Consider the following 23,295-nt stretch of genomic DNA (forward strand, 5'->3'; position numbering starts at 1 on the left):
GCGCTTAAAAAATAACAGATGGATGTCACAAGCAGCGAGACAGACGCCAAATAGCAGCGATTCGGACGCCGAAAATATGACTGTCTGCTCATATGCCGCTCGCTAAGACAAAAAGAAACCGCCGAGTTGCTTGCGAAAGTGAAGCGAACCGGCAGTTTCTTTTTTACACGCATTTTTCGACTGAAAGTCAGGCTCTACTCGGTAATTTTGATTTTCATCTCTACGATATTGATCGTCTTGTCATCTTTGTCTTTCACTTTGACCAGTTCACCCTTCAGCTTTTCGCCTTTTGTTCCGTAGGCTTCCTTCAAGGTTGGCCACGTCACCTCTTCAGGCTCATAGCGAATCAGGAAATAATACTCCTTGACCTTTTTGGGATGGGCGATTTGCAAGGTAAACGAGCCATCGGGCTTGACACGCGTAGAGTCCGTGTATCCGTAATGAATGTGCCCGGGAATATCGACATCCCCTTTGACAGTTGCCCCTTCCAACAGGTTGCTTTTTACCGAGACGTAGAGGTATTTTTCATCCTTGGTCACAGTTGGTTTGAACCAGACGGTCGGGTCCCCGTAATCGGAAGGTCTATCCCACTTCGGAGTCTCAAATGCGACGGCCGTTTTGAGTGGGGCATCATGGGCCACATGAGCGTAAGCAGCAGCGTAGTATGCTATCTCGGCAAAATTGCTGGACTGGTAGACGAATGGTCCGGCCAGCTTCTCCCCGCTATCTCCATAGACTTTCTTGAGGCGATCGCTTTGGTCGTAGGGATCAAAGGAAAGCTCCACATCCATCGTATTTTTGACATCCGGCTTTTTTACAGTCATCTCAAAGCTGCCGTCCCCGTTAACTTCTGTCTTTGCCTTGTATCCCCACATGTTGTAGCCCTTTGAGGTAACCTCCGCCTCCACGATGGCCCCAGGCAGCAGATTGCTGGTCCCTTTGATGACGAGTTCCTTCTCTTCGACGGTAACATTCCCCCCGAGACGCACCTCGGTCTGACCCTGATCGGTCGGAGCGTCTTCAGAGGACTGTCCAACCACTTCAAAGGGGACGGCTTCTCCGGGAGCTTTATTTGCTTCAGATGAGGATGTATCGGATGTTTTCGTATCCGATGAAGCCTCCTCGGTTTTTTGGGGGGCCTTCTCATCAGCCGGTTTGGCGTTTTGCGAACAAGCGGTGAGAGCGGCAATCAAGAGAATGGCCGTAAGCCATATGCCGATCACTTTCTTCATGCATAATCCTCCTAGGAAAAAAATCAGAACAACAGCATCGTACCATTTTTTTCTTCTTTGTACATGGAATTGGGAAAAAATGAGAATTTGGTACTGGTGCAATGGTCTTGGAAAGGATGGTATGCCTCACCGGGGGAACTCAGGCTTGAAACCTGCCGATGCATCCGTCTCCGGGAGGAAATAAAACCCATCTCCCGTCCGTTTCTGGCCTCCATGCAGATGCGTTACGATGAGAGCGTGAAAGAAAATCCTGGATAGGAGTGTTAGAACAGATGAAAAAGAACAAATGGATGATGTTGGGCCTTCTGGCAGTAGCGAGCTCGGCGATGCTGACGACAGGAGCCTTTGCCAAGGAGAGCGAAAATAAAGGAACATACGTGGTGCCGCCATCCTCGTTCCTGGGAAAAAGCACCGTATCTGACAGCAGCCAGTCTGAGGGGCAAGCGGCAGCGCAAGCCACAACATCACTGGCAACACCAGCCACAATGCCGGTGGTCAGCTTCTTTGCTCCCTACGAAAACGAAAACTCTGACAAGTAAATTCAAGAGCGCCGTCTGGATGAAAAAATCCGGCGGCGCTTTTTTGCTCTCCGGGAAAGTCGATCACTGACGGGAGAATTCACTGGCTGCCGGTGGGCAATTGTTTGCCGGGACGAATATCCACCCGCCTGCTTTCCTCATATGATGTGAGGTAAGCCTAGCAGGAAGGGAGAGTAAACGCATGACCCATCAACGCAGGTTTTCGGACGCGGAGCTGAATGTGACAGCTTACCGCCTGGAAACCAAGCACCCCCAGGATGTGCTCGCATGGGGAATCGAACAGTTTGGGACAGAGATTGTCCTGGCATCCAGCTTCGGTGCGGAAGACGTCGTCTTGATCGACATGCTGCACAAGCTGGCCCCGAAAACGCCAATCTTTTATCTCGACACAGGCAAACACTTTCCGGAAACGCTGTCGACGAGGGATCGCTTGCAAGAGCGTTATGGCATCTCATTCATTCAAAAGCTGCCAGCGCTCACTCTGGAAGAACAGGCGGAGAGATACGGCGACAAGCTCTGGGAAAGGGAACCGAATCTCTGCTGCAAGCTTCGGAAGGTAGAGCCGCTGCGAGAAATTCTTTCCACATATAGCGCATGGATTACAGGAATTCGGCGGGAGCAGGCCCCTACGCGGGCAAATGCGAAAAAGGTGGAGTGGGATGAAAAATTTCAGTTGGTCAAGCTGAACCCGTTGGCGGATTGGACTCAGGAAGACGTCTGGACGTACATCCGGTCCCACGATGTCGTCTACAACCCTCTGCATGATCGCCACTATCCGAGTATTGGATGCAGTGTTTGCACCCGGCCTGTAATGCCGGGAGAGGACCCCCGTGCTGGCAGGTGGAGCGGTTTTTCGAAAACAGAATGCGGACTGCATAAATAAGCAATGGGAGATGAGGATGATGAAACAGTGCAGCCTGCCCCACGGTGGCATTTTGATCAATCGACTCGTATCGCCGGAAAAAAGGTTGCCGCAGAAAGGAAGCCGCAAGGTCATAACGGTGGATCGCTGGACGCTGTCAGACATCGATTGTATTGCCATCGGAGCGTTTTCGCCGCTTACCGGCTTTCTCGAAGAAGCGGATTACGAGTCTGTTGTCGAATCGATGCGTTTGCAAAACGGCACGGTCTGGTCGATTCCGGTCACCCTCGCCGTGGATGAGAGAACTGTGCGGGATGTCGGGATCGGGGACGAAGTGCTGCTGGCGGGGGAAGATGGTACGGTGTACGCAGTGCTGACGGTTAACAGCAAATACAAGCCTGATAAAAGACGAGAAGCCTTGCATGTATTCCGTACAAACGATCTGGAGCATCCCGGAGTAAAAAAGCTGTTTGAGAAGCCCGATCTGTACATTGGCGGTCCGATCGACGTCCTGAAAAGACCCATTCCCGCACTGTTTGCCGATACCTACTATACGCCGGCGGAGACGAGGGAAGCATTCAAGGAAAAGGGCTGGAAGACTGTCGTCGGGTTTCAGACACGCAATCCGGTCCACCGGGCCCATGAGTACATCCAAAAGACCGCTTTGGAAATCGTCGACGGCTTGTTTCTGAATCCGCTGATGGGGGAAACGAAGGCGGACGACGTGCCGGCTGTCGTCCGGATGGAGAGCTATCAGGTGCTGCTTGAGCATTACTATCCGCGGGACAGGGTGTTTTTGGCCTCTTTTCCGGCAGCGATGAGATATGCCGGGCCGAGAGAGGCGGTGTTTCATGCTTTGGTGCGGAAAAATTACGGCTGCACCCATTTCATCGTAGGGCGGGATCATGCCGGAGTCGGAGATTACTATGGAACCTATGATGCACAGCACATTTTCTCCGAGTTTTTGCCTGGGGAGCTGGGGATTCAACTGCTCTTTTTTGAACACAGCTTCTACTGCAAGGCATGCCAAGGAATGGCGACAGGCAAGACCTGCCCGCATGACAGCAAGCAGCATGTAAAGCTGTCCGGTACAAAGGTAAGGGAGCTGCTTCGCAACGGAGTGATGCCTCCAGCCGAATTTTCCCGACCCGAGGTAGCCAAGGTGCTGATCAGAGGGATGGCGGAGAAAAATGGGCTGAAAGCGTAAAGAGAGACCATGCCGAAAGTCCGGGAAAGCCCGGGCTTTTTTGCTGGGCAGGGATCGGAATCTCCTGACTCGTTTTTCGACGGAAAGCAGGATGGAGGGGGCTCTGGGCCGGAGAAAATGCAGCGGCAGCGCAAATTTTTTGAAAAGAATGTGAATCCGCTTACACGAAAAAACCGCACGGCGAAGCCGTTTTTGACTGAACATTCGTTCGGACAAAAGTCCGGCAAAATGTTTTTTATCTCGTTGACACCCCCTAGACGCGTGGCTATAATCAGACATAACACTTTATTTTCAGACAACAATGAAATATTGAAAATATTGATTCAAACCGGCTATGACAAGGATGGTGCCTGCCACTTCTTTTACAGAGAGCCCAGGATGATGAGAACTGGGCAAAGAATGCAGAGCATTGCTCGCCTTCGAGCCGCCTTACTGAAAGTCGCTGCCGCCATAGCGGCTAGTAGGTAGGGCCGATTGACACCCGTTACCGTGTCGCAGTCTTCAATCGACTGGCTGAGATCGGCTGACCGTGAGGCGCCGATGAAGTTGGGTGGTACCGCGAACCCTTTCGCCCCAAACAGACATGGCATACAAAACCGTGTCGGGGCGAAAGGGTTTTTCTATTAGCCAATAGGTTTTTTCAATACATGAAGAGACCGTGGGAGGAGGAGAGAAACATGAGTGTACAAACAGCCGAATTACAAGGAAAGAACGGCATGCCGCCGGTCAAGTTCGGTGAGGAGGTGACAGGGGCGGAGACGCTTCTGCGCAGCCTGATCCTGGAGCAAGTGGAGTACATTTTTGGCTATCCGGGCGGTGCGGTCCTGCCGATTTACGATTCTTTGTACGGCAGCTACTTCAAGCACATCCTGACCCGGCACGAGCAAGGCGCGATTCACGCAGCCGACGGCTATGCACGGGCGACAGGAAAGCCGGGCGTGGTCATCGCCACATCCGGGCCGGGGGCTACCAATCTCGTAACCGGGATTGCCACGGCGCAGATGGACTCCGTTCCGCTCGTTTGCATCACAGGCAACGTGGCTCAGCAACTGATCGGCACGGATGCGTTCCAGGAAGCCAACATCACGGGCATTACGATCCCGATCACGAAGCACAGCTACTTTGTGCGTGACGTCCGCGACATTCCGCGAGTCGTCAAAGAAGCGTTCCATATCGCAACGACAGGGCGCCCGGGACCGGTCCTGATCGACATTCCGAAAGACGTCAGCAATGCCAAGGCGCCGTTCTTCTATCCGGAAAAGGTGGAAATTCGCGGCTATCAAGCCGAGGTAGTGCCGAGCGACGAGGATGTCGAGGCTTTCGTTCAGGCGATTTCAAAGGCGAAGCGGCCCGTAATCATGGCAGGCGGCGGGATCATTTCCGCCGGAGCCGATCAGGAGCTGCGCGCTTTCGCCGAAGCGGCGCGGATTCCGGTCATCAACACCTTCATGGGGCTGGGCGGATTTCCAGGGGTACACGAGCTGTCTCTGGGAATGCCGGGAATGCACGGCTCCTACACAGCCAATCAGGCGCTGCTCAACGCTGACTGTGTCATCGGGCTCGGTGCCCGCTTCGACGACCGGATCACGATGGGGCGGACGAAGGAGTTTGCTCCGAAAGCCCGCATCGTCCACGTGGACATCGATCCGGCGGAGCTTGGCAAAAACGTCTCCACAGCCGTAAAGGTGACCGGAGATGTGAAGAGCACCTTGCAAAAGGCGCTGCCGCTCATCTCCCGGTGCGACTCCGAGGAGTGGATTGCGCAGCTGCACAAGTGGCAGGCAGAAAAGCCGTACAGCTACAAAAAGGATGGCGAGGTCTTGAAGCCGCAAGCGGTGATTGAACTGCTGTACCGCTCCACGAATGGAGAAGCGATTGTCACGACAGACGTCGGACAGCATCAGATGTGGACGGCACAGTACTACAAGTTCAAGCATACCCGCTCCTTCATCTCCTCGGGCGGTCTCGGCACGATGGGCTTCGGCTTCCCGGCCGCGATCGGCGCGCAGATTGCACATCCAGAGCGAACAGTTATCGCGGTGGTAGGGGATGGCGGCTTCCAGATGACCAACCAGGAGCTGGCAATTCTCGCCCAGTATCGCGTACCGGTCAAGGTCGCCATCATCAACAACCAGTGTCTCGGAATGGTTCGCCAGTGGCAGGAGCTGTTCTACGACAACCGCTACAGCCAGATCGATCTGACCTGCAGCCCGGACTTTGTCAAATTGGCAGAGGCTTACGGAGTAAAGGGCTTGCGGGCATCGACGCCAGAGGAGGCAGAAGCTGTCTGGGCCGAAGCACTCCGGCATGACGGTCCAGTCGTTGTGGATTTCCGCGTGGCCCAGGAAGAAAACGTCTATCCGATGGTTGCTGCCGGCAACACATTAGATCAAATGGTATTGGGGGACGACTAGATGCAGCGACATACGATTGCCGTACTCGTCAATGACCAACCCGGCGTGCTGACGCGTGTCGCCAATCTGTTTGGCCAGCGCGGCTTCAATATCGACAGCATCACTGTCGGAGGAAGCGAAGAGGCGGGGCTGTCCCGGATGATCATCACCACCGGGGGAGACGAGCAAAAAATCGATCAATTAATGAAGCAGCTCTATAAATTGATTGATGTGATCAATGTTACGAACCTCAGCGCAAACAGCTTTGTATCCAGGGAGCTGGCACTGATCAAAGTAAGTGCCAACCCGAGCCAGTTGGCCGAATTGAACGGGATTGTCGAGCCGTTCCGGGCCGCAATCGTCGATGTAGGTCCAAATTCGCTGATCGTCCAGGTAACAGGGGATACAGAAAAAATCGACGCCTTGCTCGTTCTTTTGCAAACCTACGGTATCATTGAGCTGACGCGTACCGGTTCCATGGCAATGGCACGCAGTGTTGTGCCTGTACCGGCCAACGTATAAACCAGCATATTCAGAATAATGATAACAACTAAACTTTTTTAGGGAGGCTATACACATGGTAACTATGTACTATGAAGCAGACGTAAACAAAGAGGCACTGAGAGGAAAAACGGTAGCAATTATCGGATACGGCAGCCAAGGCCACGCGCAAGCACAAAACCTGCGCGACAGCGGTTATAAAGTCATTGTCGGTCTTCGTGAAGGGAAATCCTGGGACCAAGCGGCAAAAGACGGCTTTGAAGTCGTATCGGTAGCGGAAGCGGCCAGCCGTGCAGATGTGGTGCAAATCCTCATGCCGGATGAGCGTCAGGCGCAAGTATACCGCGACGAGATCGCAGGCAATCTGAAAGCGGGCGCGACGCTTTGCTTCTCCCACGGCTTCAACATCCACTTCGGGCAAATCGTGCCTCCAGCAGACGTTGACGTGATCATGGTTGCTCCAAAGAGCCCGGGCCATCTCGTGCGCCGCGTGTATCAAGAGGGCTTCGGCGTTCCAGGTCTGATCGCGGTATACCAGGATGCTTCCGGCAAAGCGAAGGAAACAGCACTGGCGTACGCAAGCGGCATCGGCTGCACCCGGGCGGGCGTCATCGAAACGTCCTTCCGCGAAGAGACTGAAACAGATCTGTTCGGTGAGCAGGCTGTATTGTGCGGCGGCGTGAGCGAGCTGGTAAAAGCGGGCTTCGATACGCTGGTTGAGGCTGGATACGAGCCGGAAATTGCCTACTTCGAATGTCTGCATGAGCTGAAGCTGATCGTTGACCTGATGTACGAAGGCGGACTCGCCCGCATGCGCTACTCGATCAGTGACACGGCTGAATACGGCGATTACAGCACGGGCCGTCGCATCATCACGGACGAAACTCGCAAAGAGATGAAAAAAGTGCTTGCGGAAATCCAAGACGGCACATTCGCCCGCAACTGGATCTTGGAAAACCAGGCGAACCGCCCTGGCTTCAATGCTCGCCGCCGTCTGGAAGCAGAACACGGCATCGAGCAAGTGGGTGCGAAGCTGCGTGGCATGATGTCCTGGCTGAATAAATAAGAAAAAAAACAAAACAACAACTTTTGTGGAGGTGGAAAGTTCATGCGGACCATTGAGATTTTTGATACAACACTGCGCGACGGGGAGCAGTCTCCGGGCGTCAACATCAGCACGAACGAGAAGGTGGAGATCGCCCTACAACTAGAGAAGCTGGGCGTTACGAGAATTGAAGCGGGTTTTGCCGCTGCCTCCCCGGGCGACCAAAAGTCCGTGGCCGAAGTGGCAAAGCGCGTGAAAAATTCCACCATCGTCAGCCTGGCCCGCGCGGTCAAGGGCGATATGGATAAGGCATACGAAGCGCTGCGCCATGCGCAAAACGCCTGCCTCCACGTCTTTTTGGCGACATCGCCGATTCACCGCGAGCACAAGCTGCGCATGTCCAAGGAGCAGGTGCTGGAAAAAGCGGTGGAAGCAGTCACATACGCCAAGAAATACTTTACGGAAGTGCAGTTCTCCGCCGAGGATGCTGCCCGCACCGAGATCGATTTTCTGGCCGAAGTGGTAGAAGCTGTGATCAAAGCAGGCGCGACCACAGTCAACATCCCGGATACAGTCGGTTACATGACACCGTACCAGTACGGAAACATCTTCCGCGAGCTGCGCCAGCGCGTTCCCGGAGTGGAAGGAATCCGCCTGAGCTGTCACTGCCATGACGATTTGGGCATGGCGGTGGCAAACAGCCTCGCCGCAGTGGAAGCGGGCGCGACCCAAGTGGAAGGAACCATCAACGGTATCGGAGAGCGCGCAGGCAACGCAGCGTTGGAGGAAGTGGCTCTCGCCCTTGAGACTCGCAAGGATTTCTACGAGGCGACGACCAAGCTGAATCTGAAGGAAATCGCCCGGACCAGTCAGCTGGTCAGCCGTTTGACCGGGATGATCGTGCCTGGGAACAAGGCGGTCGTGGGGGCGAATGCGTTTGCCCACGAATCGGGAATTCACCAGGACGGCGTGCTCAAAGAGGCGACCACCTACGAAATTATTCGTCCGGAATCCGTCGGCTTCAAATCCAACAAGCTGGTGCTGGGCAAACACTCCGGCCGCCATGCTTTCAAAGAAAAGCTGGTGGAGCTTGGCTACCATCTGGAGCAGGAAGAGATCGACGCGGCTTTTGCTTCCTTCAAGGAATTGTGCGACAAGAAGAAAGAGATCAGCGACGATGACATTCTGGCTCTGGTTGACGGAAAAATGGTCCGCGGGACGGAAATGTACCGCCTCGAGTCCGTACAGCTTTCCTACGGCAACCTCTCCGTACCGACCGCGAGCGTAAGACTGGTGCGGGCAGATGGTTCGACATGCGAGGAGGCTGCATGCGGAAACGGTTCTGTTGATTCCATTTACAAGGCAATTGATCGGGCGACGGGTGAAGAGGTCAGTCTGACCGATTACAAAATTCTCTCGGTAACACAAGGCCAGGATGCCCTCGGAGAAGTGTTTGTCCGCTTGCAGCAGGGAGATCTTACGGTAACCGGCCGTGGCGTAAGCACGGACGTTCTGGAAGCGAGCGCCATTGCTTATGTGCGGGCCATCAACAAGATTCTGGAGCGTCGCGGAGAGGCCCTGGTAGCAGCGACGAGCTGAGCGTGTGACGAACGGTAAAAAGGATAGAGTGGAAGAGACCAAAGCGTACGGCAGACGGTAAAAATGATAGGAAACCGAACGCAGCCGGTAAAACGATTCGGTTGTATGATACCGGATATGAATCGGCTGCATGAAACCATATATAAATAGAAGAAAAACGATACGTGGAAGAGATCAACCATACTTGCATGAGACGATACTGAAAGAAAAGCGGGATGAAGATGAAAAAAAACTATCGCATCGCAGTCCTGCCCGGAGACGGAATCGGACCGGAAATCATGGAGGAAGCGGTCAAGGTTCTCTCTTTGGTGGCAGAACGTGAAGGAGTAACATTTGACTACAAATACGGACGCATCGGCGGTATCGCCATCGACACAGATGGAACACCGCTGCCAGCAGAAACCATCGCGATCTCAAAAGAAGCGGATGCGGTTATGCTGGGTGCCGTGGGCGGTCCCAAATGGGATCAAAATCCCGGCCATCTTCGTCCGGAAGCGGGGCTTCTCGGCATTCGCAAAGAGCTGGGCTTGTTTGCGAATATTCGGCCGGCGACCATGCATTCCTCGATGGTAGAGGCGTCCTCGCTCAAGCCGGAGGTCGTATCTGGCGTCGATCTGATCGTCGTCCGGGAGCTGACAGGCGGCATCTATTTCGGAGAGAAAAAACGCTACGACGGACCGAACGGCGAAGTGGCAGAAGACCAATGCATCTATCACGAGGCGGAGGTCGAGCGTATCGTCCGCGTCGCGTTTGATGTGGCCCGCAAGCGCCAAAAACGCCTCGTCTCGGTAGACAAGGCGAATGTTCTCGAAAGCTCCCGTCTCTGGCGGAAGGTAACAGAGCGGGTAGCGGCCGATTATCCGGACGTCGAGCTCTCCCATATGCTGGTAGACGCGTGCGCCATGCAGTTGGTCCGGGCTCCGAAGCAGTTTGATGTCATCGTGACAGAAAATATGTTTGGGGACATTTTGAGCGATCAGGCGGCCATGCTGACCGGTTCGATCGGTATGCTGGCATCGGCAAGCCTCGCTGAGGGAAGCTTTGGCCTGTACGAACCAGTTCACGGTTCGGCGCCTGACATCGCCGGACAGGGAATCGCCAATCCGTTGGCGACGATCCTGTCCGCAGCGATGATGCTCCGGCTCTCCTTTGGGATGGACAAAGCGGCAGATGATGTAGAGCGTGCTGTCTGGTCCGTACTGGAAGCGGGACACCGTACCGGAGACATCGCCGCAGACAGAAGCAAAGCGATTGGAACAAAAGAAATGGGCCGACTGGTGTGCGAAGCACTCTCCGGCTCCGCCGTTTCCAAGTAAAGAGAATACACGGGATCCTGTTTGCAAAGGTCGTTGTGCCGACAGCAAGCAGGGTCTTTTTTATGCCTCATATCACTGGAAGGGTAAACCCTTATTGTAAATGAACTCATTCTTGTAATATACTAAAGTCATTAACTCAATCTTTTGACAGATGTCGCCACGTGTTGCCGTGGCGGCCCAACAAAGCAGCATTAGAGGGGAGAACAGCGTGTCCTCGATCGGATTTCTGCTCAGTTTTCTTGCGGTCTTGATGTGTACAGTCGTTGCCGGTGTTGTGGCGAAGCGAGCTGTACGGCGCAGCAGCGATTTTAGCAATGCAGGGGGCTCCTTGTCAGCCGGGATGGTTGCCGGAGCCCTGGTAGGTGGATTCGTCGGCGGCACCTCTATCGTCGGAACGGGAGAGCTTGCCTTTCAGTACGGCTTGGCTTCGATCTGGTTTACGCTGGGCGGCGGGGTTGCGGTCATGCTGCTTGGGCTGTTTGCCAATCGCTTTATTCGGATGAGGGTGGAGACGCTGCCAGAGCTGGTCGGAGGGCAATACGGTCGCCGCTCGCAACTGGGAGCCAGCTTGTTTTTATCCTTGGGCATGTTTATCCAGGTGATCGCACAATTGCTGGCTGCCCTTCCGTTCGTCACTGTTTTCTGGAAAGGGCCGTTGGTTGTTATGGCGTTGATCCCGTCCTTTTTAATTTTTGCTTACGTGCTGGCTGGCGGTTTCATGGGAGCGAGCATCGTCGGGACGTTAAAAACAGCCATGCTTGTACTGCTGCTGGTCGGGACTGGCGCTTGGCTGTGGTGGCAAGTGAGCGGAGACAGCTACATCCGTTGGTGGGGCGAAGGGCGTTTCACTCTGACTGTGCCGGAAGCAGGCATAGGCTGGGCGCAGGGTGCAGCAATGATCGTCGGCATTTTTTCTACGCAGGCGTATCTTCAGCCCATTTTCGCGAGCCGCAGTGCCGCAGATGCCCGGACAGGCGCCGTGACAGCGGGAGTTGTCATCATTTTGATCGGTCTGGTGAGTGCATGGATCGGGATGTATATGCATGACACGCATCCGCAGCTTTCACCGCGCGAGGCCGTTCCCCAGTTCTTTCTGCTCCATTCCCCGACATGGCTGGCCGGTGGGGCATATGCCGTTATCCTGCTTTCTGTGGTGATGACAGGTGCCGCATTGACACTCAGCATCGCAACGATTCTCAATCGGGATGTCATCCAGAAATATACGGACCGCTTTCGCTCAGACAAAAAAAATCTGGCCCTCTCACGATTGTTGATCATCGTTGTAATTTTGATGGCTTACGCATTTGTCTGTCTGGATGAGCATGCACTCATTCTTCATTGGGCCTTCCTGGCGATGACGCTCAGAGGGGTCACGGTATTTTTCCCCGTGCTTTTCTTCCTGTTTCAGTTGACGCCGGTACATGAGCGCTATGGAGCAGTCGCGATTTGGGGCGCGCCGATTTTCGCACTGGTCTGGAGCTGGCTGCTGCTGCCTGTGACCGGTATCGATCCGCTCTATGTGAGTGGAGCGTGGAGCCTTGCCCTGTTGCTTGCCGGCTATTTATTGGCGCGAAAAACGACAACCCCGTCCATTCGGCCTCTGGGCTGAAGTGACGGGGCTGTTTTATTCGCTATCCAATCATGATTTTTCCTTTTGGATAGCGGTAGTATTCCTTTTGCTTTCGCTGGGCTAGTGCAAAGGCGATGGTAAGGGGGCCTAGCCTGCCTGCAAACATGGTCAGGATGATCAGGATCTTGCCGATCGGGGTCAGCAGCGGGGTAAGTCCCATCGAAAGCCCCGTTGTGGCAAATGCGGAGGTCACCTCGAACAGGATCATCAAAAATTCGGCACCCGCTTCGGTAATGGTGAGGATCATCGTTACGACGATGACGACAAGCATCCCGATGACGGTTACAGTCAGCGATTTATAGATGACATGGGGCAGCAATCTCTGGCGGAAAAAAATCACATCTTCCTTCCCTTTGATCTGGGCGATGACGGCTCCGATCAGGGTAGCGAAGGTCGTCGTCTTGATACCGCCTCCCGTAGACCCTGGAGAGGCCCCGATAAACATCAACAGGATGATGAGAAACAGGGAAGACTGCCGCATATCTCCGATGCTCAACGTGTTGGAGCCTGCCGTACGTGCCGTGACGGACTGATACAGGGAGCCGAGCACCTTCCCCAATGGCGAAAGCGGCTGAAGCGTCTTCGGATTGTTGTATTCCAGTATAAAAATCAGTCCGGTACCGATCAGGATCAGACAGGCAGTCGTGTACAAAACAACTTTTGTATGGAGCGACAATCGCTTTGTCTGACGGTATTCAAACACTTCGCTGACGACGATGAAGCCGATCCCGCCCAGAATGATCATGGCGCAGACGACCAACGTCACAACAGGGTCCGATACATAGCGTGTCAGGCTGGAGAAGTCGCCCATCAAGTCGAAGCCGGCGTTGTTAAAATTGGAGATGGCATGAAAAAAGCCGTAGTAAAAGGCTCTGCCGACCGGCATGTCAAAAGAAAAGCGCAGGGCCAGCAGCAATCCGCCGATAACCTCGGTGATAGCTGTAAAAATAATGATCAGCTTTGCCAGGCGCACAATCCCTTCAATCGAAACCTGGTTTAAGGATTCCTGCAGGAGAAGGCGCTCGCGCAAAGAAATTCGCTTGCGCATGATCAGAGCAAAAAAAGTGGCGATGGTCATGAAGCCGAGCCCGCCGACCTGGATCAAGCTCAAGATCACGAGCTGCCCGAACAAAGTAAATGTCGTGCCTGTATCCACGACGACCAATCCTGTTACGCATGTGGCGGACGTAGAGGTAAACAAGGCATCCAGCCAGGAAAGTCCCGCCCCGTCGATCGTCGCGACCGGCAGCGTGAGCAGAAAGGCACCAAGCAGAATAATAAGGGCAAAACCAAGGACAAGGGTTTTCGGGGGATCAAGGTGGAGCTTCTCTACAATTTTCCGTATCATTCGCGATCATCCTCGGTTCTCTCCGTTTGATTGGGCAAAAGGCTTTCGCTTAGTATGTCAGGAACCAATGTAAGTATAATAGACGAAGTGCAAGAGGTGAAGATGGATTTTTAACGAAGGAGCATGGCTCCCAGGCGCTGCAGCCAATACGTCAGCTCGCGCTTGTCCAGCGGAGCTAACGGAAAGCGAACGGCTGGCCGCCGGATGAGTCTCTCTGGTTCGTCGGGAAGGCGAAAGGACTTTCCTGCCGCAAGTTCAAGTCCCTCCTCGCGCAGGTGAGCAATTACCCGTTCTTCCTGTGCGGCAGCGTGCGGACTGGGCGTCCCCCACTCGATCCACGTATTGAGTCCGCCTTTTATCGGCAGCAGGCGGGCATGTGCCGGCAGTGCTTGCGGCTGTTCCTGAAGCAGGCATTGCCATCTGGCAAAAAAGAGAGAGCGTCTTTCCGCCAGATAAACTTCGGCAAACCACGGATCGTTCAGGAGGGAAACGGCCGCCTCCAAAATGAGCAAGGATGGCTCTGCACCTGTAAGGGAAACGAGCTGCCGCAAACGCTCACGCTCCTCCTCCGTAAGCTGGCTTGGAAGCACGAGCGCCCCTAGTTGAAGGTCGCGCCCAAGCGTTTTGGAAAAGGAATGAAGCGTATAGACGGGGACTGAGCGTCCTGTTTCCACTGCAAGCTGGTAAAGCGTGCGACTTGGTCTGCGAAACCACAAATCTCCGTGATGGTCGTTTTCCAAAAGCGTCACGCGATTTCTTTCCGCCCAGTCTAGCAAATACTCTTTTCGCTTGCGGGAATAGCTGATCCCGGTAGGAAAATGGTGATGCGGATTGATCAAAAGCCACCCGGGAGGAGCTGCTTTCGTGGCGGCCTCCAAAGCTTCTATATCGATGCCTTCCCTGTCCAGGGGGATCGCTTTTGCGGTGATGCCGCAGTGTTTCAGCATAGCGGAAAATACAGGGTAATGGTATTCTTCCACAAAGACGATATCTGTTTTCTGCATAAGCTGCTGAACAACGAAGGTAAATGCACTTGTACTGCGGTTAAACAATAGCAGACGCTCAGGTGCGGCAGGTATTCCCCGGCTGTTCAAATGTACGCAATAGGCGTCTGCAGCCTGTATTCTTCGGAGTTTCTTTTGCCCTGCCTGTTCAGTCAGCACGTTTACGCTATCCGCAAAGGAAGAGCGCAGTCGGCGCAGCAAGTCGTCGCCTGGCGGGGGTGTAGAATCAGCCAATGAGAAGAGCGGAATATCAGCGAGAGGGAGCCGGTCGCTGCGTCGCATTTCCCTGGCTTTTGCGGTGAGGAAATACCCCTTTCCGTGCAGGGCTTCTACCCATTCATGTTGGACCAGCAAATCGTACGCTTTTTTCACCGTTTCCAAAGAACAGCCGGTGATCGCCTTCATCTCGCGAAGCGAAATCAGCTGGTCTCCCTGGAGAAAGGCGCCGCGCAAGATGGCTGTTTGCAACTGTTCGAACAGTTGAACGTTAAGCGGTGTCTTGGAATGCTTGTGAAAGTGAAAGGAAAAGAAAGGGCGATTTGGCATGTGAGTACCCACCTCGATGAAAGCAATGTCAACCTTCTATCGCCTCATTATAAAACAATCCCGATCCAGCAGGGAGTGAAACATGTAATCGAACGGTATTGCACGTGACTGGATAGGCCTGCCATGAAAATGGTATCATGGCTTCAGATAAAAGACGGGGGGCGGGACGGTTTTTCCTATGCCGTTTCCAGAGAGGATGAAATCATATGAGCACGAAGGAGCATAAGGCAAATGCCCCGAAGCAAGTGGGCTGCATGGTGATTACCGTTTCAGATACAAGGACCGAAGAGACGGACAAGAGCGGCCAATTGATGATGGAGCTGTTGCGGGAGGCTGGCCATCTTACTTTGCAATATCGCATCGTAAAGGACGAGCCTGCACAGGTGATCGCAGCCATCGAAGAAGGAGTGGCTGATCCGGCGGTTCAAGCGATTTTGCTAAATGGCGGGACAGGCATCTCTCCTCGGGACAATACATTTGAAGCCGTTTCGGGTCTTTTGGAAAAGGAGATTCCGGGCTTCGGCGAGTTGTTCCGCATGTTGAGCTACACGGAGGACATCGGCTCGGCAGCCATTCTCAGCAGAGCGGTCGCAGGAGTCAAACAGGGAAAGGCCATTTTTTCTACGCCAGGTTCTACAGGAGCAGTCCGCTTGGCGATGAATCGTTTGATCGTGCCGGAGCTTGGACATGTCATCCGGGAGCTGACCAAAAAAGGGTAGGACCAGTATCTGCATTTGCTGCCGGGCATGGCTTGTGATACTGTTACAGAAGGCAAAAAGTGCCTGTCCCCTGTGCGAAAGACAGGGGGAGATTTGTCCAAGAGGAGTACACGTACAGATGAAAATTTTATTGTCTACACTTAACGCCAAGTTCATACACTCTTCACTGGCCTTGCGTTATTTGCGCAGCTATACAAAGCCGACATTTCCCGATATTGAATTGGCCGAATACACGATAAACGATGTAACCCTGAATGTCGTCGGTGACATCTACAAGCGGCAGCCGGATATTGCCGCTTTTTCCTGTTACATCTGGAATATACGCGAGACGATCGACGTGATCGCCAACTTGAAGAAAATCCGTCCCGACCTGCCCGTCATCGTCGGAGGTCCGGAAGTGAGCTATGATGCCGACCACTGGCTCAAGCAGCATCCGGAATTCGACGTGATCGTGCTGGGAGAAGGCGAGCAGACGTTTCTTGAATTGATGCAAGCCTATGATGAATCGTTTCGTACAGGAGAGCCTCCTCGCTTAAAGGACGTCGCGGGCATCGCCTATCGCGACGGAGAGCACGTCAGGTTTAGCGCTCCGCGTGCACAAATTGAGAACTTGGATTCCATCCCTTCCCCATTTGAAGAGGATCTGGACGAGCTGAACAATCGGGTCGTTTATTTCGAAGCGTCGCGCGGCTGTCCGTTCAAGTGCCAGTACTGCCTGTCCTCCATTGAAGACGGGGTCCGCTATTTTGGCCTTGAGCGAGTGAAGGCTGATTTATTGAGGCTTATTTCCCACGGGGTCAAAACGATTAAATTCGTCGACCGGACGTTTAACATCAACAAGAAGTACGCATTGGAGATCTTTCAGTTCCTGATTGACAATCACAATGGAACCGTGTTTCAGTTCGAGATCACGGCCGACATTCTGCGTGCCGACGTTCTCGACTTCCTGATTGAAAATGCGCCTCCGGGAATTTTCCGGTTTGAAATCGGCGTCCAGTCGACCAATGACGAGACAAACCGCCTCGTACAGCGGATTCAACGCTTTGATCGCCTGGCCAATACCGTTACCAAAATCAAGAATTCCAAAAAAATTGACCAGCATCTTGATTTGATTGCAGGACTCCCCGAAGAGGACTACGATTCGTTTCGCAAGACGTTCAACGATGTGTTCGCGCTTCGGCCGGAAGAGCTTCAGCTCGGTTTTCTGAAGATGCTGCGCGGTACTGGCGTCAGAGCGCGGGCAGCCAATCACGGCTATATTTACATGGACCAGGCACCGTACGAAATTCTCGGGAACAATGTACTCTCTTTTGGCGATATGCAGCGGATCAAGCGGGCAGAGGATATTCTGGAGAAGTACTGGAATGCGCATCGTATGGACAACACGCTGGAATGGCTTGTGACCCGCACCTTTGCCACACCTTTTGATTTCTTTCAGGAGTTTGGAGATTTTTGGGAAGAAAAAGGGTGGAGCCGGATCGGTCATCAGTTGGAGGATTTGTTTCTCCGTTTGCGCCTGTTTCTGGAGACTCGCGGGACAGAGCAGATGCAGCACATTCTCAGCCTGATGAAATACGATTACCTGCGGAATCAAAAGCATCGCCCGCGAAAGCTCTGGTGGGATGACGTACTGGAAAAATCGGACCTGCAAGCGCTCTATCAGGTCGTCGCGGAAAAACGCGAGCAGCTGCGCGAAGATTTCGCCCGACATACCGCAACGGAGAAGGAGTATTTCAAGCACACCCTGCCTGCTCTTGTTTCCTTCGACATTGGGAAATGGGAGGAATCTGGTGAGCTTGTAGAAGGTTCGCATGTATTGGTTGTGTATTATCCCTATCAGGAAGGTCAGGATAATTCCTATACGGTGGTCAAGCAAGACGAGCTTTTGTCCATTCGGTAGATCATTTCTTGTTCAATAAATGATTTGTATTGATAAAAGCCTTGTTTAGATTGCAAAATAGTACAAGTAACTTTTGGGTCTGTGCATCCGTATAGGTAAAAGGGATATGAAATTGGAAATAGCGCCGACGGCCTAAACGAAACAGAGCCAAGCGGCGAGGATAGGGGATTTTTTGCGCCATGGAAATCAACCTGTTGATGTCGATAATCGAGCAATACGGCTATATTGCCATCTTCTTTTTGCTCTGGCTGGGGATCGTCGGATTGCCCATTCCAGACGAATTGGTGGTGGCCACGGGGGGATTTCTGGCTTCAATTAAACTGCTGGACCCGGTCTACGCCTTTTTGGCAGGCTATATCGGAGTAGCTTCGGGATTGACGATCGGATTTCTGCTCGGAAAATTCTTTGGCAAACCGATCCTGAAGTGGTTGTCCAAAACGGAAAAGATGAGGCATACGGTCCAGCGCTCTACTGCTTTGCTGGAGAAGTACGGCACGCTGGCTCTTTGCTTCAGCTATTTGTTTCCTGTGGTTCGGCACGTGGTTCCGTATATCGTCGCAATGAGCGGAATGACCTTCCGACGCTATGCGATTTTGTCGTACCCGATCGGCTTATTATGGACGGCTGCGTTTTATGCGATTGGATACATTTTTGGACGCAATGTAGAAGGGATCATCACATTAATCCGCTCCTACGGTTTATATGGCCTTCTGGTGCTGGCGGTTCTGTTTGCTGCAGGTCTTCTCATTCGCCGGTTCATTGTTGCCAATCGCGCTTTTCGGGCAAAAGGAGAATAAAGATGAACAACCAGCATCATTTGGAAACGTATAAAAGGGTTCGCAATGCTCTGCTGGCGTGTACCTGGCTCATGATCGGGTACGGCTGGTGGAGCCAGCAGCTGCTCTGGCTGCTTGCGGGCATCATTCTTGTCAATGTGTACGCCTTCATGGTGACGGCAAACGACAAGCGCTGCGCCAAGCAGGGAAGGCTTCGCATACCCGAATCCGGGCTCCTGCTCGTCGCTGCATTGGGAGGGGCAGCAGGGACCTGGGCGGGTATGCTCTTTTTCCGCCACAAGACCAAGCACCTCTCTTTTACGATCCCTGTTCCGGTTTTTTTCATCATTCAGATGTATCTGCTTTTTCTAGCGATTCGCTATATCCTGAAATGGTCCGCCTTGTCGTAAAGGCGGTTTTTTTTGTTGTTCAACGGACGTTTTACCTGTTCCATCAGAATGAAAAGGAGAGTGTTCTATCCATTTTTGGGCACACTAACCACATCTGACGGTACAGGGGGGAGAGCGTTGAGCCAGTTTTGGAAAGCGTGGGAAAAGCGAAAAGCAAGTTTGCGGAATGCTGCCCTTACCCAACATGCCAACAAAAGCATGGAAAGCGTCCCTGATACGATCCTCTCCTCCAGTCTGGAAGAAAACCTCGCCCTGCTGGAGAAACAGCTCGGCAAAAGCGATGACTTGGTGGTACGGAGGTTTACTGTGAAAAACGGCACAGAGGCCGCTCTGCTATTCATAGATGGCATGGTGGACCGAGGTGTGGTCAGTGAGTATATCATACGGTTTATGGCTTCCACGAGTGTCACCTACGAAAAACCGGCTGTCAATGAGCTGGAATCTACAGACCGACTGCGGCAGGCGATTCGCAACATCCTATTTGGAAATGCCGTGCTTGTTCTGGATGGACAGAACAAGGTGTTTTTAAACAACACCAGGGGATGGGATCGACGTGGGGTGGAAGAGCCCAAAACGGAGTCTGTCGTACGTGGGCCGCGCGACGGCTTTGCAGAGACGCTTTGCGTTAATTCAGCGCTAATCCGGTCGCGGCTAAAAGACCCCAACCTGCGGCTCAAGCATTTTGTAGTAGGCCAACGGACACAGACGGATATTTACGTTACTTATATCGAGGGGATCGCTCATCAGCCCATCGTTCAGGAAATTTGCCGAAGGGTTGAAAACATCAACATCGACGCCATATTAGAGAGCGGCTATATCGAGCAGTTGATCCAGGACACCCGCTGGTCTCCTTTCCCGCAGATACAGAACACGGAAAGGCCGGACAAGGTGGTCGCCAACCTGCTGGAAGGAAAGGTGGCGATTCTGGTTGATGGCACTCCGTTTGCCCTAATCGCACCGGCTGTCTTCTCGCAGTTCTATCAGAGCCCGGAAGATTACTATGAACGCTTTTATATCGCAACCTTTATCAGGATGATTCGGGGAGTCAGCATGATTATCGCGCTGCTTATGCCGTCTCTTTACATCGCGTTCAGCTCGTTTCATCCGGAAATGATCCCTTCCCGGCTTGTTATAGCCATGGCTGCCGGACGCTCAACTGTGCCTTTTCCGTCTGTGATGGAGGCAGTAATTATGGAGACGGCGATTGAGATTTTGCGGGAAGCAAGCGTACGTCTGCCTGGCCCCATTGGACCTACCATCGGAATCGTTGGAGCGCTTGTCGTCGGTGAAGCCGCCGTTTCGGCCGGCCTCGTCAGTCCGATCATGGTCATCTTCGTCGCGCTGACCACGATCGGTTCCTTTGCAACCCCCAGCTATAGTGCCGCTATCGCCATTCGGATGCTGCGATTCCCGTTGATGCTATTGGCGGGGATGTTTGGCTTGTACGGGATTATGCTGTTTATCATCATTATCCTGATCCATCTTTCGTCCCTGAAGTCGTTTGGCGTGCCTTACTTGACACCGATCAGCCCGATTAATTTGGTCGCGATGAGGGACATGGTCATTCGCATGCCATTCAGGTGGCTGACAAGGCGCCCCACCATGTTCCATCCTCAGGACGAGATCCGCAAGGGGGGAGAGAAGTCATGAGCCAGCTTGGGAAAGATCCGCAGCACAATACGTTTTCCCTGTGGCAGATGACTTCGCTCATTACCAGCACGCTGATTGGCGTAGGTGTTCTGACATTGCCGAGAACAACCACTGAAAAGATGTTTGAAGCGGGCTGGATGGCTCCAATTTTGGGGTCGGTTCTGACGTTTTTTGCGATTTGGTTGATCGCGGTTTTAAGCAGACGTTTCCCTGGACTGACATTTATCCAGTACAGTCGGATTGTGTGGGGGGGACACGAACAATCCCGTTTGGGGTTTTGGCTCAGCCTGCCATGGATTATGATGTTTCTCATTGCTCTCTTCGTAACCACGGCCATAACATCCCGTATTTTTGGTGAGGTGGTCGTTACAGCTGTATTGATGGATACGCCACTGGAGGTCATTATTGTCTCGATGTTCGTGTTGGCTGTGATTCTCTGCTTGCACGAGATCGATACCCTTGCCCGGGTCAATGAAATCCTGTTTCCGCTCATTTTGTTCCCGATTCTGTTTATTGCGCTTGCGTCCTTTCAAAAAGCGGAATGGAACAACATACTCCCACTGATCAGGGTGCCTTGGGAGACCATTATCACGGGGGCGTTTGAGACCAATTTTTCATTTCAAGGTTACGAGATCATGCTGATCTTTTTCGCTTTTGCACACGAAAATACGGGAAAAGTCAAAGCAGGGTTCTACGGTATCGGGATCTCTGTTTTTGTATACACATTGATCGTCCTCGCGGGGATCGTCGTTTTTGGCCATGAGGAATTGCAAAGGGTAACCTGGCCGACCTTGGAGCTCGTCAAGTCGACGCAAGTGCCCGGATTGATATTGGAACGGCTGGAATCGGCTTTTCTCGCTGTCTGGGTAGCGGCTGTTTTTACAACCGTAGCTAATGGATACTATGCAGTAATCTACGGCTTGCGCCAGCTTCTGAAGAAGGGAATGCTTTTCCAGCGGATTGCATCTATTGTTTTGATCTTTCCCCTTTTTTTCGTTGCGATTGGACCGCAGAACATCGTGGAGCTCTTTAAGATGACCTCTTTAATCGGATATACAATCGTCTGGATCAGCGTCGTCTCACCTTTGATCCACTGGCTGATCATGCTCTATCGCGACCGGGGAAGAAAAAGGGAAAAGGGAAGTGATGCGCATGGGTAAAGCCTGGGCTTCCCTATGCTGTTTATTACTCTTTATGACGCTTTTGACAGGCTGCTGGGATCGGCGCGAACTGGAGGAGAGAACATCCGTTATCGCGCTTGGCATCGACTTGGTCGAGGGCAGGCAGAACTTATATAAATTGACTGTACAAATTCCGATTCCGATCAAAATTGCCGGCAGCAGCGGGCAGGGAGGGGGAGGAAACAAGGACGCGGTAAAAATTATGAGTGTTACCGGGAAAACCGTAACTGATGCCGTCAACAATCTTCAGCAGCGTCTGAATCAGCGGATTTTCCTCGGGCATACGCGTGTGCTCGCTATCAGTGAAGACGTGGCCAGAAGAGGAATGGATGACATCATTGACAGCTTTCGGCGGGACCCTCAAATACGACGTCTGATGTGGCCTGTCGTCGTTCAAGGGAGAGCAGCCGATTTGCTGGAGATGAAACCCGGCTTGATCCAGATTCCCGTCGTGTTTTTAATGGATCTCATCGAAAATGGAACGAAAATGGGCACGATCCCTGACCAAACGATGGGCGAATACTTGATTCAGACGTCCAATGAGACCTTGCAGCCGATGCTAAACTATGTGCAGGCCTATAAGGATGACGTCAAATGGAAAGGGGTAGCTGTTTTTCGGGATCAAAAAATGGTCGGCTCGCTCAATGATATCCATACGTGGGCACTTTTGCAGCTGAGAGATGAGAAAAGGGGAGGAGATGTCATCGTACCGCTCCCGGGTAAGGGAGGAGGGTATATCTCCTTTCGTCCTCACTTCGTCAGAACGAAATTGGAAATGAAAGGATCGCATGCGACGGGACAGGATAACCATAGCGGACATGGCGTTGCGTACTTATGCGAGATACAGGGGGACATTATCGAAATGACCAAAAACGTTGAAGGGTCGCCGGAAGAGGTGATCGTGATGCTGCAGAAACTCATCAAAAAAGAAATGGAAAAACGGGCCAGGAAAATGCTTGATATCCTGCAGAAGCAGTACAACAGCGACATCCTCAAACTCGGTCTCGCCATGCGCGGCCATCATTATGCGGATTACTGGAGAAAGCATGACTGGTTCAAAGACTTCAAGCAATTCCCGATTGAGGTGAAATATACGATAAAGCTGCGGCGACTTGGCATGGAAATGCACTAAGTGAAAAGGGAGAGACCACGAAGTCCCTCCCTCTCTTCTCGATTAAATCGGACGGTCAGCCTGTTTCGGCAGATGCTCGGCAATCGTTTGCACCATTTCCTGACGGCTCGAGGCATCGCTGTTTTGCCACAGCACTTCGAACAACACGCCCAATCCCGGAAGCGTTTTTTCCTGACCGGTGGAAATGGCGTCACTGATGGTATCTTCGACGGCATTTGCGTCAGAGCCCTGCATTTTGTACATAATCGCCTGACGAAGGTTCAGAGAAGCGATGTTCATGACGGACGGACACCCCCTTTTTCGAT

At 52.9% G+C, this 23,295-nt stretch carries 21 protein-coding genes; 17 read left to right on the forward strand and 4 right to left on the reverse strand.

What is annotated here, in order from left to right:
• Nucleotides 1-194 precede the first annotated feature (194 nt).
• Complete coding sequence (locus tag NSQ24_RS08300) at nucleotides 195-1,232, reverse strand: hypothetical protein (RefSeq protein ID WP_039071390.1); 1,038 nt, start codon at nucleotides 1,230-1,232, stop codon at nucleotides 195-197.
• Between the two features lie 272 nt (nucleotides 1,233-1,504).
• Here NSQ24_RS08300 and NSQ24_RS08305 point away from each other — a divergent pair, with 272 nt between their 5' ends.
• The 10 genes from NSQ24_RS08305 to NSQ24_RS08350 all read left to right on the forward strand — a co-directional run bounded on the left by NSQ24_RS08305 (nucleotide 1,505) and on the right by NSQ24_RS08350 (nucleotide 12,303).
• Nucleotides 1,505-1,771 carry a hypothetical protein gene (locus NSQ24_RS08305; RefSeq protein WP_003387817.1) on the forward strand — a complete coding sequence of 89 codons (267 nt, stop codon included), beginning with the start codon at nucleotides 1,505-1,507 and terminating at the stop codon, nucleotides 1,769-1,771.
• Between the two features lie 181 nt (nucleotides 1,772-1,952).
• Nucleotides 1,953-2,654: a phosphoadenylyl-sulfate reductase gene (locus NSQ24_RS08310; protein WP_003387816.1), complete on the forward strand. Its 702-nt coding sequence runs from the start codon at nucleotides 1,953-1,955 to the stop codon at nucleotides 2,652-2,654.
• Nucleotides 2,655-2,673: 19 nt separating this feature from the next.
• Complete coding sequence (sat, locus tag NSQ24_RS08315) at nucleotides 2,674-3,840, forward strand: sulfate adenylyltransferase (RefSeq protein WP_003387815.1); 1,167 nt, start codon at nucleotides 2,674-2,676, stop codon at nucleotides 3,838-3,840.
• Between the two features lie 9 nt (nucleotides 3,841-3,849).
• Nucleotides 3,850-4,308, forward strand: coding sequence for a hypothetical protein (locus NSQ24_RS08320; RefSeq protein ID WP_003387813.1), 459 nt, complete (start codon nucleotides 3,850-3,852; stop codon nucleotides 4,306-4,308).
• Nucleotides 4,309-4,517: 209 nt separating this feature from the next.
• A complete protein-coding gene (gene ilvB / locus NSQ24_RS08325) occupies nucleotides 4,518-6,254 on the forward strand; it encodes a biosynthetic-type acetolactate synthase large subunit (protein WP_003387812.1) in 1,737 nt (578 codons plus the stop codon).
• Nucleotides 6,255-6,755, forward strand: a complete 501-nt coding sequence (gene ilvN / locus NSQ24_RS08330; RefSeq protein WP_003387811.1) for an acetolactate synthase small subunit — start codon at nucleotides 6,255-6,257, stop codon at nucleotides 6,753-6,755.
• Between the two features lie 55 nt (nucleotides 6,756-6,810).
• Entirely contained in the window at nucleotides 6,811-7,800 is a 990-nt protein-coding gene (ilvC, locus tag NSQ24_RS08335; RefSeq protein ID WP_003387810.1) for a ketol-acid reductoisomerase, read from the forward strand.
• A 42-nt stretch (nucleotides 7,801-7,842) separates the two neighbouring features.
• A complete protein-coding gene (locus NSQ24_RS08340; RefSeq protein WP_003387809.1) occupies nucleotides 7,843-9,378 on the forward strand; it encodes a 2-isopropylmalate synthase in 1,536 nt (511 codons plus the stop codon).
• 221 nt (nucleotides 9,379-9,599) lie between these two features.
• Nucleotides 9,600-10,694 carry a 3-isopropylmalate dehydrogenase gene (leuB, locus tag NSQ24_RS08345; RefSeq protein WP_024984402.1) on the forward strand — a complete coding sequence of 365 codons (1,095 nt, stop codon included), beginning with the start codon at nucleotides 9,600-9,602 and terminating at the stop codon, nucleotides 10,692-10,694.
• A gap of 208 nt (nucleotides 10,695-10,902) precedes the next feature.
• A complete protein-coding gene (locus NSQ24_RS08350; RefSeq protein WP_003387807.1) occupies nucleotides 10,903-12,303 on the forward strand; it encodes a Na+/proline symporter in 1,401 nt (466 codons plus the stop codon).
• A gap of 22 nt (nucleotides 12,304-12,325) precedes the next feature.
• Here NSQ24_RS08350 and NSQ24_RS08355 read toward each other — a convergent pair whose 3' ends face one another.
• Nucleotides 12,326-13,672: a TrkH family potassium uptake protein gene (locus NSQ24_RS08355; RefSeq protein WP_003387806.1), complete on the reverse strand. Its 1,347-nt coding sequence runs from the start codon at nucleotides 13,670-13,672 to the stop codon at nucleotides 12,326-12,328.
• A gap of 110 nt (nucleotides 13,673-13,782) precedes the next feature.
• On the reverse strand, nucleotides 13,783-15,222 hold the full coding sequence (locus tag NSQ24_RS08360; protein ID WP_003387805.1) for a PLP-dependent aminotransferase family protein: 1,440 nt from the start codon (nucleotides 15,220-15,222) through the stop codon (nucleotides 13,783-13,785).
• A 206-nt stretch (nucleotides 15,223-15,428) separates the two neighbouring features.
• Here NSQ24_RS08360 and NSQ24_RS08365 point away from each other — a divergent pair, with 206 nt between their 5' ends.
• The 7 genes from NSQ24_RS08365 (at nucleotide 15,429) to NSQ24_RS08395 (ending at nucleotide 22,990) form a co-directional block, all read left to right on the forward strand.
• On the forward strand, nucleotides 15,429-15,941 hold the full coding sequence (locus tag NSQ24_RS08365) for a molybdenum cofactor biosynthesis protein B (protein WP_243013975.1): 513 nt from the start codon (nucleotides 15,429-15,431) through the stop codon (nucleotides 15,939-15,941).
• 118 nt (nucleotides 15,942-16,059) lie between these two features.
• Nucleotides 16,060-17,841 (forward strand): B12-binding domain-containing radical SAM protein, encoded by a 1,782-nt coding sequence (locus NSQ24_RS08370; RefSeq protein ID WP_003387801.1) that lies wholly within the window; start codon nucleotides 16,060-16,062, stop codon nucleotides 17,839-17,841.
• A gap of 179 nt (nucleotides 17,842-18,020) precedes the next feature.
• Nucleotides 18,021-18,638 (forward strand): DedA family protein, encoded by a 618-nt coding sequence (locus tag NSQ24_RS08375; RefSeq protein ID WP_003387800.1) that lies wholly within the window; start codon nucleotides 18,021-18,023, stop codon nucleotides 18,636-18,638.
• A gap of 2 nt (nucleotides 18,639-18,640) precedes the next feature.
• Complete coding sequence (locus NSQ24_RS08380) at nucleotides 18,641-19,027, forward strand: DUF1294 domain-containing protein (RefSeq protein ID WP_024984397.1); 387 nt, start codon at nucleotides 18,641-18,643, stop codon at nucleotides 19,025-19,027.
• 117 nt (nucleotides 19,028-19,144) lie between these two features.
• The gene (locus NSQ24_RS08385; protein WP_243013977.1) at nucleotides 19,145-20,677 is read left to right on the forward strand and encodes a spore germination protein; all 1,533 of its coding nucleotides are present in this window, start codon (nucleotides 19,145-19,147) and stop codon (nucleotides 20,675-20,677) included.
• Nucleotides 20,674-21,837, forward strand: coding sequence for an endospore germination permease (locus NSQ24_RS08390; protein ID WP_172920939.1), 1,164 nt, complete (start codon nucleotides 20,674-20,676; stop codon nucleotides 21,835-21,837). The genes NSQ24_RS08385 and NSQ24_RS08390 overlap by 4 nt, the downstream gene beginning before the upstream one ends.
• Nucleotides 21,830-22,990 (forward strand): Ger(x)C family spore germination protein, encoded by a 1,161-nt coding sequence (locus NSQ24_RS08395; protein ID WP_003387796.1) that lies wholly within the window; start codon nucleotides 21,830-21,832, stop codon nucleotides 22,988-22,990. The genes NSQ24_RS08390 and NSQ24_RS08395 overlap by 8 nt, the downstream gene beginning before the upstream one ends.
• Nucleotides 22,991-23,032: 42 nt before the next feature.
• On the opposite strand, the gene sspI is transcribed toward NSQ24_RS08395, so the two are convergent.
• Nucleotides 23,033-23,269, reverse strand: a complete 237-nt coding sequence (gene sspI / locus NSQ24_RS08400; protein WP_003387795.1) for a small acid-soluble spore protein SspI — start codon at nucleotides 23,267-23,269, stop codon at nucleotides 23,033-23,035.
• Between the last annotated feature and the right edge of the window lie 26 nt (nucleotides 23,270-23,295).

Source organism: Brevibacillus sp. FSL L8-0520 (genome assembly GCF_037963895.1).
Classification (GTDB): Bacteria; Bacillota; Bacilli; order Brevibacillales; family Brevibacillaceae; genus Brevibacillus; species Brevibacillus borstelensis.

What these genes read in the sequence shown, in the direction of transcription:
- NSQ24_RS08375 (WP_003387800.1), top strand. Translation starts at nt 18,021, where the DNA reads ATGGAAATCAACCTGTTGATGTCGATAATCGAGCAATACGGCTATATT.
- NSQ24_RS08380 (WP_024984397.1), top strand. Translation starts at nt 18,641, where the DNA reads ATGAACAACCAGCATCATTTGGAAACGTATAAAAGGGTTCGCAATGCT.
- ilvB (WP_003387812.1), top strand. Translation starts at nt 4,518, where the DNA reads ATGAGTGTACAAACAGCCGAATTACAAGGAAAGAACGGCATGCCGCCG.
- sspI (WP_003387795.1), bottom strand. Translation starts at nt 23,269, where the DNA reads ATGAACATCGCTTCTCTGAACCTTCGTCAGGCGATTATGTACAAAATG.
- sat (WP_003387815.1), top strand. Translation starts at nt 2,674, where the DNA reads ATGAAACAGTGCAGCCTGCCCCACGGTGGCATTTTGATCAATCGACTC.
- NSQ24_RS08320 (WP_003387813.1), top strand. Translation starts at nt 3,850, where the DNA reads ATGCCGAAAGTCCGGGAAAGCCCGGGCTTTTTTGCTGGGCAGGGATCG.
- leuB (WP_024984402.1), top strand. Translation starts at nt 9,600, where the DNA reads ATGAAAAAAAACTATCGCATCGCAGTCCTGCCCGGAGACGGAATCGGA.
- NSQ24_RS08390 (WP_172920939.1), top strand. Translation starts at nt 20,674, where the DNA reads ATGAGCCAGCTTGGGAAAGATCCGCAGCACAATACGTTTTCCCTGTGG.
- NSQ24_RS08310 (WP_003387816.1), top strand. Translation starts at nt 1,953, where the DNA reads ATGACCCATCAACGCAGGTTTTCGGACGCGGAGCTGAATGTGACAGCT.
- NSQ24_RS08360 (WP_003387805.1), bottom strand. Translation starts at nt 15,222, where the DNA reads ATGCCAAATCGCCCTTTCTTTTCCTTTCACTTTCACAAGCATTCCAAG.
- NSQ24_RS08355 (WP_003387806.1), bottom strand. Translation starts at nt 13,672, where the DNA reads ATGATACGGAAAATTGTAGAGAAGCTCCACCTTGATCCCCCGAAAACC.
- NSQ24_RS08305 (WP_003387817.1), top strand. Translation starts at nt 1,505, where the DNA reads ATGAAAAAGAACAAATGGATGATGTTGGGCCTTCTGGCAGTAGCGAGC.
- NSQ24_RS08340 (WP_003387809.1), top strand. Translation starts at nt 7,843, where the DNA reads ATGCGGACCATTGAGATTTTTGATACAACACTGCGCGACGGGGAGCAG.
- NSQ24_RS08365 (WP_243013975.1), top strand. Translation starts at nt 15,429, where the DNA reads ATGAGCACGAAGGAGCATAAGGCAAATGCCCCGAAGCAAGTGGGCTGC.
- NSQ24_RS08395 (WP_003387796.1), top strand. Translation starts at nt 21,830, where the DNA reads ATGGGTAAAGCCTGGGCTTCCCTATGCTGTTTATTACTCTTTATGACG.
- NSQ24_RS08370 (WP_003387801.1), top strand. Translation starts at nt 16,060, where the DNA reads ATGAAAATTTTATTGTCTACACTTAACGCCAAGTTCATACACTCTTCA.
- NSQ24_RS08300 (WP_039071390.1), bottom strand. Translation starts at nt 1,232, where the DNA reads ATGAAGAAAGTGATCGGCATATGGCTTACGGCCATTCTCTTGATTGCC.
- ilvC (WP_003387810.1), top strand. Translation starts at nt 6,811, where the DNA reads ATGGTAACTATGTACTATGAAGCAGACGTAAACAAAGAGGCACTGAGA.
- ilvN (WP_003387811.1), top strand. Translation starts at nt 6,255, where the DNA reads ATGCAGCGACATACGATTGCCGTACTCGTCAATGACCAACCCGGCGTG.